At 69.9% G+C, this 17,741-nt stretch carries 17 protein-coding genes and 1 pseudogene; 5 read left to right on the forward strand and 13 right to left on the reverse strand.

The genetic code is table 11. The features are described from left to right. Positions 1–43 precede the first annotated feature (43 nt). From RUMESO_RS07750 to RUMESO_RS07810, 13 genes are all read right to left on the reverse strand, one after another. Complete coding sequence (locus RUMESO_RS07750; protein ID WP_037279435.1) at positions 44–1,096, reverse strand: ABC transporter ATP-binding protein; 1,053 nt, start codon at positions 1,094–1,096, stop codon at positions 44–46. A 128-nt stretch (positions 1,097–1,224) separates the two neighbouring features. Continuing rightward, on the reverse strand, positions 1,225–1,986 hold the full coding sequence (locus tag RUMESO_RS07755) for an SDR family NAD(P)-dependent oxidoreductase (RefSeq protein WP_037279437.1): 762 nt from the start codon (positions 1,984–1,986) through the stop codon (positions 1,225–1,227). A gap of 29 nt (positions 1,987–2,015) precedes the next feature. Further along, a complete protein-coding gene (locus tag RUMESO_RS07760) occupies positions 2,016–3,131 on the reverse strand; it encodes an alcohol dehydrogenase catalytic domain-containing protein (RefSeq protein WP_245639193.1) in 1,116 nt (371 codons plus the stop codon). Between the two features lie 42 nt (positions 3,132–3,173). Further along, positions 3,174–3,935, reverse strand: coding sequence for an ATP-binding cassette domain-containing protein (locus RUMESO_RS07765; protein WP_245639194.1), 762 nt, complete (start codon positions 3,933–3,935; stop codon positions 3,174–3,176). Next, positions 3,928–4,989: an ABC transporter permease subunit gene (locus RUMESO_RS07770; RefSeq protein ID WP_037279439.1), complete on the reverse strand. Its 1,062-nt coding sequence runs from the start codon at positions 4,987–4,989 to the stop codon at positions 3,928–3,930. Before RUMESO_RS07770 ends, RUMESO_RS07765 begins: the two co-directional genes overlap by 8 nt. Before the next feature lie 61 nt (positions 4,990–5,050). Continuing rightward, the gene (locus RUMESO_RS07775; protein ID WP_037279440.1) at positions 5,051–6,037 is read right to left on the reverse strand and encodes an ABC transporter substrate-binding protein; all 987 of its coding nucleotides are present in this window, start codon (positions 6,035–6,037) and stop codon (positions 5,051–5,053) included. A 101-nt stretch (positions 6,038–6,138) separates the two neighbouring features. Beyond that, the gene (locus tag RUMESO_RS07780) at positions 6,139–7,563 is read right to left on the reverse strand and encodes an ROK family protein (RefSeq protein ID WP_037279441.1); all 1,425 of its coding nucleotides are present in this window, start codon (positions 7,561–7,563) and stop codon (positions 6,139–6,141) included. Further along, positions 7,560–8,459, reverse strand: coding sequence for a tagatose-bisphosphate aldolase (locus tag RUMESO_RS07785; RefSeq protein ID WP_037279442.1), 900 nt, complete (start codon positions 8,457–8,459; stop codon positions 7,560–7,562). The genes RUMESO_RS07780 and RUMESO_RS07785 overlap by 4 nt, the downstream gene beginning before the upstream one ends. Beyond that, a complete protein-coding gene (locus RUMESO_RS07790) occupies positions 8,456–9,409 on the reverse strand; it encodes an ROK family protein (protein ID WP_037279443.1) in 954 nt (317 codons plus the stop codon). Before RUMESO_RS07790 ends, RUMESO_RS07785 begins: the two co-directional genes overlap by 4 nt. After that, positions 9,402–10,091 carry a ribulose-phosphate 3-epimerase gene (locus RUMESO_RS07795; protein ID WP_037279444.1) on the reverse strand — a complete coding sequence of 230 codons (690 nt, stop codon included), beginning with the start codon at positions 10,089–10,091 and terminating at the stop codon, positions 9,402–9,404. The genes RUMESO_RS07790 and RUMESO_RS07795 overlap by 8 nt, the downstream gene beginning before the upstream one ends. Continuing rightward, complete coding sequence (locus RUMESO_RS07800; RefSeq protein ID WP_037279445.1) at positions 10,088–10,894, reverse strand: alpha/beta fold hydrolase; 807 nt, start codon at positions 10,892–10,894, stop codon at positions 10,088–10,090. Before RUMESO_RS07800 ends, RUMESO_RS07795 begins: the two co-directional genes overlap by 4 nt. Then, a complete protein-coding gene (locus tag RUMESO_RS07805) occupies positions 10,891–11,712 on the reverse strand; it encodes a sugar phosphate isomerase/epimerase family protein (RefSeq protein ID WP_037279447.1) in 822 nt (273 codons plus the stop codon). The genes RUMESO_RS07800 and RUMESO_RS07805 overlap by 4 nt, the downstream gene beginning before the upstream one ends. Further along, a complete protein-coding gene (locus RUMESO_RS07810; protein WP_037279448.1) occupies positions 11,712–12,782 on the reverse strand; it encodes a Gfo/Idh/MocA family protein in 1,071 nt (356 codons plus the stop codon). Before RUMESO_RS07810 ends, RUMESO_RS07805 begins: the two co-directional genes overlap by 1 nt. Positions 12,783–12,991: 209 nt before the next feature. Here RUMESO_RS07810 and RUMESO_RS07815 point away from each other — a divergent pair, with 209 nt between their 5' ends. The 5 genes and pseudogenes from RUMESO_RS07815 to RUMESO_RS28110 form a co-directional block, all read left to right on the forward strand. Further along, on the forward strand, positions 12,992–14,266 hold the full coding sequence (locus RUMESO_RS07815; RefSeq protein WP_037279450.1) for an ABC transporter substrate-binding protein: 1,275 nt from the start codon (positions 12,992–12,994) through the stop codon (positions 14,264–14,266). A gap of 140 nt (positions 14,267–14,406) precedes the next feature. Then, on the forward strand, positions 14,407–15,336 hold the full coding sequence (locus RUMESO_RS07820) for a carbohydrate ABC transporter permease (RefSeq protein WP_037279452.1): 930 nt from the start codon (positions 14,407–14,409) through the stop codon (positions 15,334–15,336). After that, the gene (locus tag RUMESO_RS07825; RefSeq protein ID WP_156362753.1) at positions 15,329–16,231 is read left to right on the forward strand and encodes a carbohydrate ABC transporter permease; all 903 of its coding nucleotides are present in this window, start codon (positions 15,329–15,331) and stop codon (positions 16,229–16,231) included. Before RUMESO_RS07820 ends, RUMESO_RS07825 begins: the two co-directional genes overlap by 8 nt. 8 nt (positions 16,232–16,239) lie before the next feature. Beyond that, a complete protein-coding gene (locus tag RUMESO_RS07830; RefSeq protein WP_037279454.1) occupies positions 16,240–17,346 on the forward strand; it encodes an ABC transporter ATP-binding protein in 1,107 nt (368 codons plus the stop codon). Beyond that, a pseudogene (locus tag RUMESO_RS28110) lies at positions 17,343–17,678 on the forward strand (SDR family NAD(P)-dependent oxidoreductase); the annotation flags it as partial. The gene RUMESO_RS07830 and the pseudogene RUMESO_RS28110, both read left to right, overlap by 4 nt. Between the last annotated feature and the right edge of the window lie 63 nt (positions 17,679–17,741).

Here is a 17,741-nt window from a genome sequence, read left to right on the forward strand (position 1 = left end):
CTCCCGGACGCCGCCGGACAGGACAAGCCGCGCCCCGCGCCTGTCAGCCCTGGCTGGCCAACCTGTCCCCCGTCTTCGCATCGAAGAGGTGGCAGATCGCCGCCGGCACGCGCATCGAGACCAGCTCGCCGATCTCGACGCGGACCTCCTTGTGCGCCTTGACCGCGACCAAGGCGCCGCCGGCCCGAACGGTGACCATGGTGGCATCGCCAAGGAGCTCGGTCGTGTAGGCCGGAGCGACGATCTCTCCCTCGGGGGCCAAGGTGGCATCCTCGGCCCGGAAGCCGAGCGTGACCGGCCCGTCCGGTGTCCTAAGGCCGGTGATCGTGACGTTCTCCCCCTCGAAGACGCCGCCGCGCAGCGTGCCGTTCAGGAGGTTCATGGCCGGGTTGCCGATGAAGCCCGCCACGAAGGTGTTCGCGGGCCGGTCGTAGATGTCCGTCGGCGCGCCGATCTGCTGGACCACGCCACCCTTCATCACCACCACGCGGTCGGCCAGCGTCATCGCCTCCACCTGGTCGTGGGTCACGTAGATCGTCGTGACCTGCAGCTCGTGGCTCAGGTTCTTGATCTGCGCCCGGGTGGAAACTCGCAGCTTCGCGTCGAGGTTCGACAGCGGCTCGTCCATCAGGAAGACCGAGGGCTGCCGAACGATGGCCCGCGCGAGAGCGACCCGCTGACGCTGCCCGCCCGACAGGGCCGCCGGCTTCCGTTCGAGGAAATCCTCCAGCTCCACCATGGCCGCCGCGCGCCGCACCCGGGCATCGTGCTCCGAGGCAGGGATGCGACGAACCTTCAGCGGGAACCGGATGTTCTCGTAGACCGACAGGTTCGGGTAGAGCGCGTAGCTCTGGAACACCATGGCGATGTCCCGGTCCTTGGGGTCGAGGTTGTTGACCCGCTTCCCCCCGATCAGGATGTCGCCCGAGCTCGCGTCCTCCAGCCCGGCGATCATCCGCATCGTCGTGGTCTTGCCGCAGCCGGAGGGGCCCAGGAGCACCAGGAACTCCCGGTCCGAGATGGTGAGGTCGAGGTCCTTCACCCCCACGAAGGCGCCCCAGCGCTTGGTCACGCCTCTCAGCTCGATCTCGGCCATGAGCCTCCCCGCACCCGCTCGCGTCCCGCCAAGTCTTGCGCCACCCGCCCGGCGTGGCAAGAACTTTCTGCAATCGTATGCAAACAGGGAGGCCGGGGCCGCATCCCGTGGATGCGACCCCAGTCCGGTCAGCGGGTGGTGTAGCCCCCGTCGATGACGACGACGCTGCCCGTCATGTAGCTCGACGCGTCCGTGCAGAGGAGCAGCGCCGCCGTGGCGATCTCCTCCACCGTCCCGGCCCGGCGCATCGGCGTCATATCGGTCCAGACCTCCGCCCATTCCGGGATCTCGAAGCCGCCGGCCGTCATGTCGGTCATGATGTAGCCCGGCGCGATGGCGTTCACCCGGATGTTGTCCTTGGCGAGGTCGGAGGCGAGGCTCTTGGTCAGCATGTGCACGGCGGCCTTGGAGGCGTTGTAGGCCGTCTGGATCTGCGGGACGTTGCTGATGTGGCCCGAGATCGAGCCGATGTTCAGGATCACCCCGCCGCCCTGTGCCCGCATCGGCCGGATCGCGGCCCGGCAGGCGAAGTAGACCGAATCGAGGTTGACCGCCATCAGCCCCCGGTAGCGCTCGTCCGAGAAGTCCTCGGTCGGGCCGTGCATGGCGACGCCGGCGTTGTTCACCAGGATGTCGAGCCGTCCCCGGTCCCGCGCCACGCCCGCCACCAGGGCGTCAATGGCGCCGGGCTGGGTCACGTCGCAGGGCCTGTATTCGACCTTGTGACCCTCGGCCCTCAGCTCCTCCGTGCCGCCCGGGTCGGTCCGGGCCGAGACGATCACGTCCGCCCCCGCCTCGGCCAGCGCCCGCGCGATGCCGAGCCCGATGCCCCGCGTGCCCCCCGTCACCAGCGCTACCTTCCCGTCGGCGCGGAACCTGTCGATGATCATCTTTCTATTCCTCTTGCGGCCGCGCCCTTTCAGGGCCGCAGCGTGACCTTCAGCGACGACGACCCGTCGATCACCATCTGGATGCCCAGCTCGAACTCCTCGAGCGGCAGCTTGTGGGTGATGATCTCGTCCATCGGCAGCCGCCCCTCAGCGATCATGCGGATCGCCGTCTCATAGGCGTAGGGGCTCAGGTGGACGCCCTTGATGTCGAGCTCCTTCGTGTCCCCGATGATCGACCAGTCCGCCGTCACCGCCTCGCGGAACACCGAGAACTCGATGAAGCGCCCGCGCTTGCGGATCATGTCGAGCCCCTGCGTCACCGCGCGCGGCGCGCCCGTAGCCTCGACATAGACATCGCAGCCGTAGCCGCCCGTCAGCTCCTTGACCTTCGCGACCGCGTCCTCCTCGCGCGGGTTGATGGTCATGTCGGCGCCGCAGCGCTTCGCGAGGTCCAGCCGGGCCGGATGCAGGTCCAGCGCGATCAGCCGCTTGGGGTTCTTCATCCGCGCCGCCGCGACCATGCCCAGGCCGAGGCTCCCGCACCCCGCGATCACCACGGTGTCGTTGAACCGCAGCTCCGCCCGGTTGATCGTGTGGACGGCGCAGCCCAGAGGCTCCACGAAGACGCCATGCTCCGGGTCCATGCCTTCGGGCAGCTTGTAGTTCAGGGCCTTCCTCGGAAACACCATGTACTCCGCCCAGGACCCCGGCGTCCGCTGGTGGAAGCCGTAGATGTCGTGCGGCTCGCAGAGCCAGTAGAGCCCCTCCTTGCAGTAGAGGCACTCCCCGCAGGGCACGATCTGCTCCGAGCAGACATGGTCCCCGACCTTCAGCCCATCGCGCCCCTCGGCCCCCTCGCCGAACTGCACCACCTGCGCCACGAACTCGTGCCCCACGGTGATCGGCGGCTCGATGTAGCGCCCCTGGCCGTCGTTGCTCCCCCAGATCTTCGGCGCGCCGTCATAGCATTTGCCGTCCGAGGCGCAGACCCCGGCGAGGATCACCTTCACCAGCACCTCGCCCGGGCCCGGCTTCGGCACCGGCACCTGCTCCAGCCGGTAGTCGCGCGGCCCGTGGCAGACCACGGCCTTCATGGTTTCGGGGATGGCCTGAGCCAGCGTCTCGGGGTTGCTCTGGATGTTCATTCTGTCACCTGTTCATGGGGACGGGCGTCCCCGATATGTCCTTCAGCCGCCGACCATGAGCCGGACGACCTCCTCGTGCGAGGTCTCGCTGATCCGCCGCTCCCCGGCCTCGACCCCGCGCCGCAGCACGATGATCCGGTCCGCCACAGCGAAGATGTCCTGCAGGTTGTGCGAGATGAAGATCACTCCGCGCCCCTGAGCCTTGAGCTGGTGGATGAGCGCGATCACCTTGCGCTGCTCCGGCACGCCCAAGGCGGCGGTGGGCTCGTCCATGATGAGGACGCGCGCGTTCCAGTAGACCGCCCGGCCGATCGCCACCGCCTGCCGCTGCCCGCCCGAGAAGTTGCTGACCGGCGCGTCCATCCGGCTCACGTGGAAGTCGAGCCGCGCCATCGTCTCCCGCGCCGCCTCGGCCATTCGGCGGCGGTCGAGCACCGGCAGGAAGCCCAGCGCCTTCCGCATCGGCTCGCGCCCCAGGAAGATGTTGCCGCCGATGGTCAGGTTGTCCGCGAGCGCCAGGTCCTGGTAGATCGTCTCGATTCCCCGGTCCCGCGCCTCCTGCGGCGAGGCGAAGCGCACCGGCTGGCCGTCCAGCAGGATCTCGCCCCCCGAGGGCGCGTAGACCCCCGAGACCGCCTTGATAAGCGTCGTCTTGCCCGCGCCGTTGTCCCCGGCCAGCGCCACGACCTCGCCCGCGCGGATGGTCATGGAGACTTCCTTGAGCGCCTGCACCGCGCCGAAGCTCTTGGACAGGTGCCGGATCTCGAGGAGCGGCGCCGTGGGGGTCCCGCTCAGGTCATTCACTTTGCCGCCCCCCCGAGAACGACCGCTGCGCTTGGTCGATCAGCACCGAGATGATGATGACCACGCCGACGGAGATGAACTGCCAGAAGGGCTTCACGTCCACGAAGACGAGCCCGTACTGGATCACCGCGATCACGAAGGCGCCCGCGACGGTGCCGAGGATCGTGCCCGAGCCTCCGAACAGCGAGGCTCCTCCGATGACCACCGCGGCCACCGAGTCGAGCAGCAGCGGCTCGCCCGCCTGCGCCGCGCCGGCCGAGAACTGGGCCGTGTAGAGGACCCCCGCGAGCCCGGCGCAGGCCCCCGACAGGACGTAGAGGCGGAAGAGGTGCTTCCTGATGTCGATCCCCGCCCGCCGCGCCGCCTGCGGGTTGGCACCGATGGCGTAGTTGTGCTGCCCGAAGCGAGTCTGGCTCAGCACGTAGTGCATCAGCAGGATGAAAACGGCAGCGATGATGACCGTCCAAGGGATAGAGCCGAACAGCCGACTGTTCCCCAGGGCCGACAGAACCGGGTTGCTGACGGGCACCGTCGTCCCGCCCGCGAGAAGGAAGGCCACGCCGCGCGCCACGCCGAACATGCCAAGCGTGCCGATGAAGGGCGGCACCTTGAGATAGGCCACGAGGAAGCCGTTCACGGCCCCAGGGATGCAGGCGATCAGGACCCCCGCCAGAAAGCCCACGAGCACCGCAACCGGCGCGGGCATCAGCGGATTGGCCCAGACCACCACATGGGCCGCGACCACGGCAGCCAGACCCATGATGAAGCCCAGCGACAGATCAATGCCGCCCGAGATGATGACGAAGGTCTGCCCGGTGGCGAGCAGGAGACGCGCCACCGCGAAGATTGCGATGGACTGGAGGTTGTAGGTGTTCCCGAGGAACGTGCCCCCGTAGACGATGCGCGCCCATCCCTCGAAGAAGAGAAGGAGCGCCCCGAGAAACAGCCAGGCGCGCAGCTTCGCGATGCGTTGGAGCAGCGTCAGCCGTCCCGCGCCATGGTCCGCCGGCGGAGCGACAGGGGCAGCCCGGTCGATATGGGGATCGGAGGTCATGGATGGCGTCCCGGGAACAGGAAAAGGCCCGCCCCGGGGGACGGGCCTCGGTTAGATAGGATTACTCGGAGTAGATGAACTTGGCGACCTCGGGGTCGTCCACGTTCGAGGAGTCGAGCACCGTGAAGCCCGTGCCGATGGCCACCGGGATCGACTGTCCGGTCAGGTGGGCATAGGCCGCCGCCACGCCGAACCAGCCGATCTCGGCCGGGTGCTGGGCGATGGCCATGTCCACGAGACCCGACTTGATGTTGTCCACGATGGACTGGGGCGCGTCGAAGGCCACGACCCGGATGGTGCCCGTCTGGCCGGCCTGCTGAACCCCGTTCGCCGCCCCGATGGCCGAGAAAAGGTTGGCGCCGAACACGCCCTTGAGGTTGGGGCTGCGCGCGAACACGGCCTGGAGCTGGGACGCCGCGTTGTTGGCGTCGTTGTTGTTGAACTGGGTCTCCAGAACTTCGATGTTCGGAAAGTTCTCCGACATCTCCAGCTTGAAGCCTTCCTCGCGCTGATCGGTGGTCGAGATGCCGGGGTTCACGTTCGAGACGTAGACCGCGCCCTCGCCGCCGATGGCCTCGGCGAGCGCCCGCGCCGCCATGCGCCCGCCCAGGACGTTGTCCGAGGCGATGTAGGACAGCGGGAAGTCGGCGTCGCCCGCCCCGGTCTGGTACTTGCCGGTGCCGATGAAGGTGTCCACGGTGATGACCGGGATGCCGGCGTCCGCCGCGCGGCGCAGCGGCTCCACGAGCTGCGTGGTGTCGGTGGGGGCGATCAGGATGGCGTCCGGCTGGCGCGCGATGACGGCGTCGAGAACCGGCACCTGCTCCACCGGGTTGAAGTTCGGCGCGCCCTGGAACACGAGCTCCACCCCCAGCGCGTCGGCGGCGGCCTGCGCGCCCCGGTTCATCGTGATGTAGAAGGCGTCGGTCGTCAGGCCGGGGATCAGCGCGACGGTATACTTCGGGGCGTCCTGCGCCTTGCTGGCGCGAGGCAGCACCCCGGCGAGCGCAGCCAGTCCGGCGGCACCCAGAAGCGTGCGGCGTTCCATGAGTTGTCCTCCCAAGATGGACGCAGGCGCCGATTCTGATGCGGGCGCTCCGCGTTGCCGAACTTCGGCGTGAGCGATAACAGCGGCAGCGAACGATTGCGTCAAGTGCCTTGCTGACTCAAGGGAATTTCCAGCATCTCCCGCACCGACGCGACAAGCCCTCCGGAGTCGAGCGGCTTCGTCGTGTCCACGCGATGGACCGGCGCGAGTCCCGTGGGTCCCGCCCGCCGCGCCAGCTCGACGAGCTCCGGGACGTAGTCGAGCCCCGGATGCCCGGGTCCCCGACCGGCCACGCGTTCGGCGTAGCGGCGCCCGATCTCCTCCGGCGGCGCCTCGCACCAGACCTCCGCGACGGCATCCATCCCGGCACGACCCAGCCCCTCCGACAGCATCGCGAGCGGCTGGAACCCGAACCAGGCATCCACGACGAATCCCGACCCCTCCGGCGCGTCCCGCATCAGGTCCCAGATCGCCCGGTAGCTCGCGCGCCCGAGCGTCCGGTTGAACAGCCGGTCCCCTGGCGGCAGCTCCTCCAGGAACGGCTGCTTCACCGTGTCAAGCGTCAGCCGCGGCCAGCCCAGCGCCTCTGCCAGCGCCCGCGCGACGGTGCTCTTCCCGCTGGCAGGCACCCCGTTGACGAGCACCGCCCGCTTCGTCACCCGGCCGCTCAGCGCCGCCACGGCGGCCCCGATCACTCCGGCCTCGTCCCCGAGCGCCGTCGCCCGGACCGGCACCCCGAACCATGGCGAGCCCGAGGAGGGCAGGGCACCCAGGGCCGCCACCGCCTCAGCTCCGAGACCCCCGCCGAGGAGCACCACCTCCGGGTCAAGCGCCGCCGCCAGCGAATCGACCGCCCGGCGAAGCGGACCGGCCCAGGCGCGGAGGACGGCCCGGGCCGCCGGCTCCTCGGCCCGCGCCAGCAGGTCCCCAGCCCGCGTTCCCGCCGAAAGTCCCGCCTCCGCCACCAGCCGCCCCAGCGCCGTCCCCGAGCTGACCGTCTCCAGGCAGCCCCGCCGCCCGCAGAGGCACGACAGCCCTTCCGGCTCCATCACCAGATGCCCGAGCTGTCCCGCAGTCCTCTTCCCCCGCAGGAGCCGCCCACGCTCCAGCATCGCCCCGCCGATCCCGGTGCCGATGGTCAGCAGCACAGCATTGCCGCACCCTCGCGCCGCTCCGAATGCCTGCTCGGCCAGAAGCGCCATCGCCGCGTCGTTCTCCACGAGGACGCGCAGCCCCGTCGCTTCCTGCACGCGCTCAGCGAAGGGCATCCCCGAGAGGTCCACGTAGCCGCCCGACAGCACCTCACGCCGCTCGGCATCGACGCGCCCGGGTACGCCGATCCCCACGCCCACTGCCTCCGGGACCCGCAGCTCCGCGACCAGCGCGAGGCAGTCCGCCAGCACCGCCTCCGGCTCCCGCCGGGTCGCGACTCGCCGCTGCGCCAAGATCGTCCCCTTGGACGACACCAGCGCCGCCCGCAGATGCGTCCCGCCGATGTCGATGCCGATGGCGGCCCGGGGGCTCATGCCGCCCGGTGCCGCGCGATCACCGCCTTGATCTCGTTCAGCCGGGGCACCGCGACGTCGGTGAGCCGCCGCCGCGTCTCCTCCCGGTCGAGCGAGATGCAGTCCTTCCAGAGCGACCGACCTGCGATCACCCCATTGGCTCCGTTAGCCATCGCCGCCTCGACCTGCCCCAGGAAGGTCGCATGATCCACGCCCGCCGAGAGCACCGCCCAAGGCACGTCGCCCGCCATCTCGGTCACCGCCGCGCAGGCCTCCGGCGTCCCCGGATAGGGGATCTTCAGCACCTTCGCCCCGGCATCCAGACAGAGCCGAGTGCCCCCCAGGATCAGCTCGGGCACCTTCGCCTTGTGCTCCTCCGGCGTCTCCCCCTCGACCGCATAGGTCAGGAACTCCACGACGAGCAGCAGGTCCTCGGCCGCGAAGTCCTCGACGATCCTCCGCAACGTCTCCAGGTTCTCCCGGTTCGCCTCCGGGCGGTCCGAGCGGAAATAGACCATGATCTTCCCGCCGGTCCCGCCCAGCTCCCGCACCCGCCGAGCGGTGACGCCCTCGACCAGCGTGGACACCCGGTAGCCCACGGGAGAGGTGTCCCACCCCGAGGCATCCAGCCCGATCAGCAGCCCCGTCGAGCGGTGCAGCACCCCTTGGTCCACGATCCCCGGCACCGCGCAGACCGGGTCGAGCAGCACGCACCCCGCGTCTCGCGCGAGATACTGGGCGATGTCCATCTTCACGAGACCCAGGTCATCGTTCGAGATGCGCTTCCGCGCCTCCGGGTCGTCCGAGAGCAGCGACCTCATGCTCCCGCGCTGGTCGCAGGCCACGACCAGCATCGCGCCCTCATCGCCGCAGATCTGCTGGTAGCCCCGCCGCTCCGCCGTCGTCATCGCCGTCATCTTGGTCCCCCTTGCGAGCCGTCCAGCGCCAGCGCCGCCGCCCCGATCAGGCCCGAGTTCCCCCCGAGCCCCGCCTTCATTACCGGCACGTCCCGGAACGCCGCCATCGCGCGCGATCGGATCGTGGCGTGAATCTCCGTCTCCAGCAGGTCGAAGGCCTCGGCCACGCCGCCGCCCATCACGATCGCCTCCGGGCTGTAGAGGTGCAGGAGCCCCACGAACCCCAGCCCCAGCCACCGCGCCTCGAGGCCCAGCAGCCGCAGCGCCAGCGCGTCCCCCTCGCGCGCCGCCGCGACCACGTCCCGGGCCGTCAGGCCCTCGGGGTCGCGCCCCGACAGACGGCTTTCCGGCTGGCCCCGCACCGCCTTCCGCGCGGCGGCACCCAGCGCGCTCCCCGAGGCCAGCGCCTCGAAGCAGCCCGGCGCCCCGCAGGCGCAGGCCGGCCCGTCCACCGCCAGCGGCAGGTGCCCCACATGGCCCGCCATCCCCCGCCGCCCATGCAGGAGCCGCCCGTCCAGCACGACGCCCCCGCCGATCCCCGTGCTGACGGTCACATAGACCAGATGCCGCAACCCCCGACCGGCCCCGTGCCGCCACTCCCCGAAGGCCGCCGCGATCCCGTCGTTCTCCAGGACGACCGGCAGCCCGGTCCTCTCCGCCAGGATGCCCCTCAACGGGAGCCCGTCCCAGCCCGGCAGGGTGGGGATGTTCAGGATCGTTCCCGTCTCGCTGTCGAGCGGCCCGGGCGAGCAGATGCCGATGCCCCGCACCTCGCGCCCCTCCGGCGCGACCCGCGCGATCAGCACCGTCATCTGCCGCAGCACCGCCTCGGGTCCCCCGGCCGCGTCGGTCGGCTCGGCGGCGCGGGCGAGCAGCGTCCCGCCCTCCACCAGCGCCGCCCGGACCTGCGTCCCGCCGAGGTCGATCCCGATGGCGAGCGACTCAGCCACGCTGCCCCCGCACCCAGGCGATCCGCCCCGCGAGGTCCGGGTCGTTGAACGCCAGCGACCCCATCACCACGGTGTCCGCCCCCGCCGCGCGCAGCCCCGGCACCGTATGCTCCCGGATGCCGCCGTCCGCGCCCAGCAGCACCTCCCGCGCGCCGATCAGCCCCTTGGCCTCCCGCAGCCGCGCCTCCGCCTCCGGGTCGAGCCCCTGGCCCTTGATCCCGATCCGAGTCCCCAGCAGCGTCAGCATCCTCACGCGCCCCAAGAACCGCTGCGCATCCGGGACAGGCGTGTGAAGCTGGAGAACGATCCCGCCCGCCAGGCCCCGCGCTTCGATCCGGTCCAGCGCCTCCTCGGCGTTCGCGTTCTCCGCATGGACGCTGACGAGGTCCGCGCCCGCCTCCGCGAACTGCTCGACCTGCGAGAGAAGCACCCCGTCGTCCACCATCAGGTGCACGTGCACCGGCTTCCGCGTCCGCTTGCGACAGGCCGCCACGAGGTCCGGAAAGAACAGCAGCGCCGGCGAGAAGTGCCCGTCCGCCACGTCCACATGGTAGAGGTCCACGAACTCGTCCACGCGCCCGATCTCGTCGGACAGCCGCCCCAGGTCCGCCGACCAGAGCGAGAACTCGGCGAGGAGCCGGTCGCGGGGCAGGGTGCCCAGCCCACGTTCGGTCGTCGTCATTCGGAAACCTCCGTAAGGAACTCGGCCAAGGCGGTCCGGACGTCCGCGACGTAGCGCTCGCGGCTTTCGGCCTTGGGCGTGATGCGAACGAGCCGCGCGCCCGGGATCATCCCGGCCAGCGTCTCGGCGTGGATCAGCGGATGCGCGAGGTCCCGGCCGTGCCCGACGACCAGGGTCGGCACGCGGAGGGCCCGGATGGCCTCCTCCGAGACGCCCGGATCGTCGGCTGCAAGCCGCAGGAGCAGCGCCCGCGTGACCGCGACGGGCTCGCGCGAGAAGAACCCCCGGAGCGAGGCGAGGTTGTCGGGCGCCTCCTTGGCGAGCCGGCGCGCCGTGTCGCTGGCCTCGAACGCCTCCCGCGCCAAGGCGGGATCGCAGCGCGCGAGCAGTTCCCCCACCAGCGCATAGGGCGCCATGTTCTCAGGCCGCGCCTCGCAGACCCAGGCCGGCCGCCCCAGGACCAGCCCGCTCACCAGATCCGGCCGCTCCACCGCGAGCCGCAGCGCCAGCGCCGCCCCCATCGAGATGCCGCCCACGACCACCGGGCCACCGAGCGTTTCCGCGAAGGCCGCAAGATCGCTGGCGAAGGTCCCGAACCCCAGCCGCCGGAGGGACCCCGCCTCGGACCCTCCGTGACCCCGGCACTCGAGCGTCAGCCCCCGCCAGCCGATCCCGTCGGGAAAGACCTCCGCCGTCTGCCCTGCATCGCCGCAGAGCCCGTGCTGGAACAGCATCGTCCGCCCCTCGCCGACCTGATGGACGGCGAGCGTCACCCCATCCCGACGGAACGGCTCCAGCCTCATCCGAGCTGGCCCCGCAGGAACCGCGCCACCCCCGGCGCCTCCCCGGCCGAGAGCCCGTGCGTCACCACCGCCCCGTCGAACCCCGCGCGCCGCAGCCCTCCCAGGAACCGCCCGAAGTCCACGACCCCCGATCCGGCCGCCACGAAGCGCCTCCCGGGGTCCCGGTCCTTCGCGTGCGCCATGACGATCCGGTCCGCCAGCATCTCGACCGCCTCGTCCACCACGGCGCCATCCCGGAACCCGCCCAAGTCCTCGAACAGGTTCGCCGGATCGAGCACGATGCCGATGGGCGCCCCCGGGAACGCATCCAGCATTTCGCGCGCCCGCGCGGCGGAGCTCACGACGTTGGCCATCTCCGGCTCCACGCCGATCACGACACCCGACCGCTCCGCCACCGGCAGGAGCAACCGCATCTCCGCCAGGAAATCCTCCCACGCCTCCCCCGAGCCGTTCTCCGGATGCGACCGCCATTGGTCCTCGGCATCCAGGCTCCCCGTGCAGACGGTCACGATCCCGGTCCCCATCCCGCGCGCCGCCCCGGCGATGGCCTCGAACGCCGCCCGCCCTGTCGCGCGGACCGACGGGTCGGGGTGGATCATGTTGTAGGTCGCCGACACAGCCGCGATGCCGATGCCTGTCGCCTCCGTCGCCGCCCGCACGGCCTCTACCGCCTCCGCAGGCACGACGCGGGGCAGGGCGCCCAGCCCCGAGCAGGCCATGTTGTACTGCACGCAGTCGAACCCTGCCGCCTTCGCCGCAGACAGCACCTCGCCGGGCGTCTCCCCCGCAAACGTCTTGGCGAAGACCCCGAGCCGCATCACACCGCCCCCACCACCTCGGACAGCCGAACCGGCTTCCCGGTCTCCGCCGAACGCGCCACCGCCACCATCCCTCGCACCGAGGCGAGCCCGTCCTCCACGAAGGCCGCCCCCGTCTCGGCGCCGTTCAGCACCCGGTCCGCGAAGGCCTCCATCTGCCGCCGGTAGAAGTGCCCGTCGGCGCCCAGCACCCGCGTCGTCGTCCCAGTCGCCTCGTGGAAGATGTCCACGTCCGAGCTCTTGTAATACCAGGGATTGTAGGTCTTCGCGACGACCGACCCCCGCTCCCCATAGATCTGGAACCCCTCGTGCCAGTCCATCCGCACCGCGACCGTGAGGTCCAGGTGCCCCAGCGCCCCGCTCTCGAACGCCACGTCCACGAACCAGCACCAGGCCCCGAACCGCTCCAGCAGCTGCGCCTGCACCTCCACGATCTCGCCACCGAGGAACCGCGCCGTGTCGATCAGGTGGCACCCATGCGCGAGCATGAAGTACCGCCGCTTGTCCGCCTTCGGGTCCTGTGCCGGCTTCCTCGCCTGCGCGCTCCTCACCATCAGCGGCTGCACCGCGTCGGTCATCGCGTAGCGGTGCGTCGAATCGCAGTACCAGGCCTTGAGCGCCAGCATCTGCCCCATCTCGCCTTGCACGAAGTCCCGCGCGCTCTGCACCCCGGCATCGAACCGCTTCATGTGCCCGACCTGGAGCACCAGCCCCGATCCGCGCACCGCCTCCGCGAGTTCCTCGACCTCCTCCACGGCCACGCCCAGCGGCTTCTCGCAGAGGACGTGCTTCCCCGCCCGCAGCGCCATCAAGGACGCCTGCACATGGAACGCATCCGCCGTCGCGATCACCACCGCGTCCAGTTCCGGGTCCGCCAGCATCGCCGCGTAATCGGTGTAGGTCCGGTCCGGCGCGTGCGTCGCCGCCATCCGCGCCAGCAGGTCCTCGGCCACATCGCAGATCGCATGGAGCCGCACGTTCCGCGCCTTGGTCGCGCTCTCGAAATGCGCCGCCTGCGCGATGGGACCGCAGCCCAGCACCCCCACCCGAAGCCGCCGCCCGTCGCCCATCTGCCGCCTCCCCGCGAAGGGACGGCCGGGCCGCCCGGGCCTCGTCTCCCACGGATGCGCCCCGCTCCGCAACTCCCCGCGCGAAGGCGCCGAGGTAGCTTTTGACTTGGCGTCAATCTGCTCCTACGCTCAACCATGAGCAGCAAAGCGGCCGCGCGTGGACCTCCACGGGCCAAGGACCGCAGCGCTCCACGGGAGGAGAGAAGACTATGACGTCCAGACGGAATCTGCCCCTGCTCGCAGGGGTGGGGGCGATGGCGCTCGCCCTGTCGGCCGGCTTCGCATCGGCCACGCCGCGCACCAACATGCTGCACCAGTGGGCCACCGGCTCGGATGCCGAGGCCATCGCCAAGCTCGGCGAGATGTTCACCGCCGAGGGCGGCACCTGGGAGCAGACCTCCATCGCCGGCCACACCGCGAACACGCTGGCCAAGCTCCGCGCCGACGTGGTCGCGGGCAACGCCCCGCCCGCCGTGCAGCTCAAGGGCCCCGAGATCGCCGAGTGGAACGGCACCGGCATGACCATGAACCTCGACGAGGTCGCCACTGCCGGCAACTGGGACTCGGTCGTCGCGCCCGAGCTCATCGAGGTGATGAAGCCCGCCGGCTCCTGGGTCGCGGTGCCGATGAACATCCACCGCGTCAACTGGATGTACTACAACCCGTCCGTGCTCGAGGCCGCCGGCGTCGCCGAGGCGCCCAAGACCTGGGACGAGTTCAACGCCGCCTGCGAGAAGATCGTCGCCGCCGGCAAGATCTGCGTGGCCCACGGTTCCTTCGACTGGACCGACGCCACGACCTTCGACTCTATCGTCTACGGCATGGACCGCGACCTCTACCGGTCCGCCTTCGTCGAGGGCGACACCGAGGCCATGCGCTCCCAGCCCATGATCGACGCCTTCGCCGAATACCGTCGGATCGTCGACGAGTGGATGGACCCCGGGATGCCCGGCCGCCCCTTCGAGGAGGAGGTCGCCATGATGGCCAACGGCGACGCCGCCTTCCTCTTCATGGGCGACTGGACCATCGGCACGCTCAACGCCGGCGGCTACACCTTTGGCGAGGACTACGAATGCACGCAGGCCCCCGTGAACTGGGGCGGCGACGGCTACATCCTGAACGCCGACTCGGTGGTGTTCTTCCAGCAGGACGACCCCGACTACCAGGAAGGCAGCGTGCTGCTCGCCAACACGATCATGTCGCCCGAGTTCCAGACGGTCTTCAACCAGGCCAAAGGCTCCATCCCCGCGCGCATGGACGTGGACCTGAGCCAGGGCTTCAACCCCTGCCAGGTGAAGAGCCAGGAGGACCTCGCCAAGTCCATCGAGCAGGGAACCCTCGTCCGCTCCATGGCCCACAACATGACCGTGCCGCAGGCCATGCGCGGCGCCATGATGGAGGTCATCACCGAGTTCGTGAACTCCGACATGGCCCCCGAGGATGCCGCCAACGCCATGGCCGACGCCGTCGAGGCGAACATGTGAGCCGATTCGTCCCCCGGGATGCGTCCCGGGGGACACTCCGCAAGGCGTTGCGTCGGGGGTGTTGCGACCGTTCGATCGTGTAACGGACCGTTAGCCTCCTCGGCGCATCCTGCACGGGACCTCTCCAAGGACCCTGACCCATGACCCTCGCCCTCGACCATCGCAGCGACAGCAGCCTCGCCTGGCGCAACCGGCTCGCCGCCTGGACTCCGCGCCTCGTGCTGCTGCCGACGATCCTGGCGAGCGTGCTCTACGTCCTGATCTTCACGCTTTGGACGCTCTGGATCTCGGTCTCGAATTCCACGCTGCTCCCGAACCTGACCTACGGCGGCTTCAAGCACTACGTCGCGCTCTGGAATCACCAGCGCTGGACCATCGCCTACACGAACCTCTTTGTCTTCGGCTCGCTCTACGTCCTGGGCTCGCTGATCCTCGGGACCTTCCTCGCGATTTTGATCGACCAGCGGGTGCGGGGCGAGAGCGTCTGGCGCGCGATCTACCTCTACCCCCTCGCCATCTCCTTCGTCGTCACCGGCACCTCCTGGCGCTGGATCCTCGATCCCTCCACCGGCATCGAGGCGATGCTCAGGAACATGGGCTTCGAGAACGCGAGCTTCGACTGGATCGTCAACCGCGACATGGCGATCTACTGCGTCGTCATCGCCGGGATGTGGCAGGCCTCAGGCTTCGCCATGGCGCTGATCCTCGCGGGCCTGCGCTCGGTGGACCAGGACCTCATCAAGGCCGCGCAGATCGACGGGGCCTCCATGGCCCGCATCTACCGGCGCGTGGTGCTGCCCTCGATCCGCCCGATCTTCGTCGCGGTGCTGGTGATCCTGCTCCAGTTCGCGATCAAGACCTTCGACCTCGTCTATGCCCTCACCGGCGGCGGCCCCGGACTCTCGACCAACGTGCCGGCCATCTACGTCTACGACCTGATGTTCCAGCGCGGCCAGATCGGGCAGGGCGCTGCGGCGGCGATCATGATCCTGCTGGCCCTCGCGGCCGTCCTCGTCCCCTACGCCCTCTACATGGCCTGGCGCCAGCGCCGGGAGGCCGCAAATGGCTGACGTCACCCTCGCCCGGGACTTCGACCCGCTCGCCACCGGAGGCCTGCGCCGCAAGGTCCGCGCCAAGACGCTCGTCTACGTCCTCCTGACCCTCTTCGCGGCCTTCTACCTCATCCCGATCCTGATCGTGCTGCTCAACTCCTTCCGCGAGCTGCCCGAGATCAATCGCACCGGCTTCTTCGCCATACCGCGAAGCTTCTCCGTCCAGCCGTGGAATGAGGCGCTCAACACTTTCTGCGTCGTCGGCACCTGCGAGGGCATCCGCCCCTTCTTCCTGAACTCCATCCTCATGGCCGTCCCCGCGACGGCCATCTCCACCGCCATCGGCCTCGTGAACGGCTACATCCTCTCCATGTGGCGCTTCCGGGGGTCCGAATGGCTCTTCGGCTTCATCACCCTCGGGGTCTTCCTCCCCGCGCAGATGACGCTGCTGCCCTGGGCCTACATCCTCGGGAACGCGGGGCTCACGAACACCATTACCGGCCTCGTACTGATCCACACCGTCCAGGGCCTGAGCTTCACGACGCTCTTCTGCCGCAACTACTTCGTCAACATCCCCGACGACCTCATCAAGGCCGCCCGGATCGACGGCGCAGGCTTCTGGCGCATCTTCCGCCGGATCGTCCTGCCGCTCTCGCCGCCCATCGTGATCGTCACCGTGATCTGGCAGTTCACCGGCATCTGGAACGACTTCATCTACGGGGTGATCTTCTCCTCGGGCGACAAGCAGCCCATCACCTCGGCGCTGATCGCCCTCACCGCCGGCGCCACCTCGGTCCGCTACCACAATGTCGAGGCCGCCGCCGTGCTCATGGCGGCCGTCCCCCCGCTCCTCGTCTACCTGTTCGGCGGCAAGTACTTCATGCGCGGCCTGACGCAGGGCGCGGTCAAGTAGGAACCCCCATGTCCAGCCTCACCATCCACGACCTCCGCAAGAGCTTCGGCGCCGTCGAGGTCCTCAAGGACATCAATCTCGAGGCCCGCCCCGGCGAGTTCATCGCCCTGGTCGGCCCCTCGGGTTGCGGAAAGTCCACGCTCCTCGCCATGATCGCCGGGCTGGAAAGCGTCTCCTCCGGCGAGATCCGAATCGACGGCCGCCTCGTCAACGACGTGGCCCCCCGCGACCGCGACATCGCCATGGTCTTCCAGAGCTACGCGCTCTACCCGACGATGACGGTCAAGGAGAACATGGCCTTCGGCATGGAGAGCCGCGGCGTCCCCAAGGCGGACCAGGAGAAGGCCATTGCCCGCGTGGCGTCACTCCTCCAGATCGAGCCGCTCCTCAGGCGCAAGCCCGCCCAGCTCTCCGGCGGGCAGCGCCAGCGCGTCGCCATGGGCCGGGCGCTGGTCCGCGACCCGAAGCTCTTCCTCTTCGACGAGCCCCTCTCCAACCTCGACGCCAAGCTCCGGGTCGAGATGCGGACCGAGATCAAGAAGCTCCACCACCGCGTCGCCAAGACCACGATCTATGTCACCCACGACCAGATCGAGGCCATGACCCTCGCAAGCCGCATCGCCGTGATGCACAAGGGGGTGCTCCAGCAGTTCGACGAGCCCCAGGTGATCTACGAGCGTCCCGCCAACATCTTCGTCGCGGGCTTCATGGGAAGCCCCTCGATGAACTTCCTCGCCGCCCGCACGGCCTCGCTCGACGGCGCCGCCGCGGTGGCGCTGGACCTGCCCGAGGGCGAGTCCGTCCTGCCCCTCCCCACCGGCACGAAGCCCCAAAAGGCCCCCGGCCAGCCCGTCATCCTCGGCATCCGACCCGAGCACTTCACCGTCGCCCACCGCGCGCAGCCCGGGCAGACCGCGCTCGGCCGCCTCCGCCTCCCCGTCGAGGTGGTCGAGCCCACCGGCTCCGAGACCATGGTCGTCCTCCGCGCCGGCGACACCGAGATCACCGCCCGCTACGAGCCCGCCGACGCCCCCAAGGTCGGCCAGACGGCCGATCTCCTCGTGGACATGGCCAAGGCCTGCCTCTTCGACCCGGTGACCGAAGCACGCCTATGACCTCCAAAGCCGTCTATCCCAGCCTCGAGGGCCGAGCGGCCCTCGTCACCGGCGGCGCGTCCGGCATCGGCGCGGCCATCACGCGCGGCCTCGTCCGCAACAAGGCCCGCGTGGCCGTCCTCGACATCGACCGCGCGGCGGGCGAGGCGCTGGCGCGAGAGACCGGGGCGCTCTTCCTCCCCTGCGACCTCACCGACATCCCCGCCCTCAAGGCCGCCGTCGCGCAGGTGGAATCGCGGCTCGGCCCCATCCGCGCCCTCGTCAACAATGCCGCCAACGACCAGCGCCACAAGCTTGGGGAGGTGACCGAGGACGACTGGGACCTCTCCCAGAACGTGAACGTCCGCCACCAGTTCTTCGCCACGCAGGCCGTCGTGCCCGGAATGCGGGATGCG

It is taken from the genome of Rubellimicrobium mesophilum DSM 19309, assembly GCF_000600335.2.
GTDB classification, from domain to species: Bacteria; Pseudomonadota; Alphaproteobacteria; order Rhodobacterales; family Rhodobacteraceae; genus Rubellimicrobium; species Rubellimicrobium mesophilum.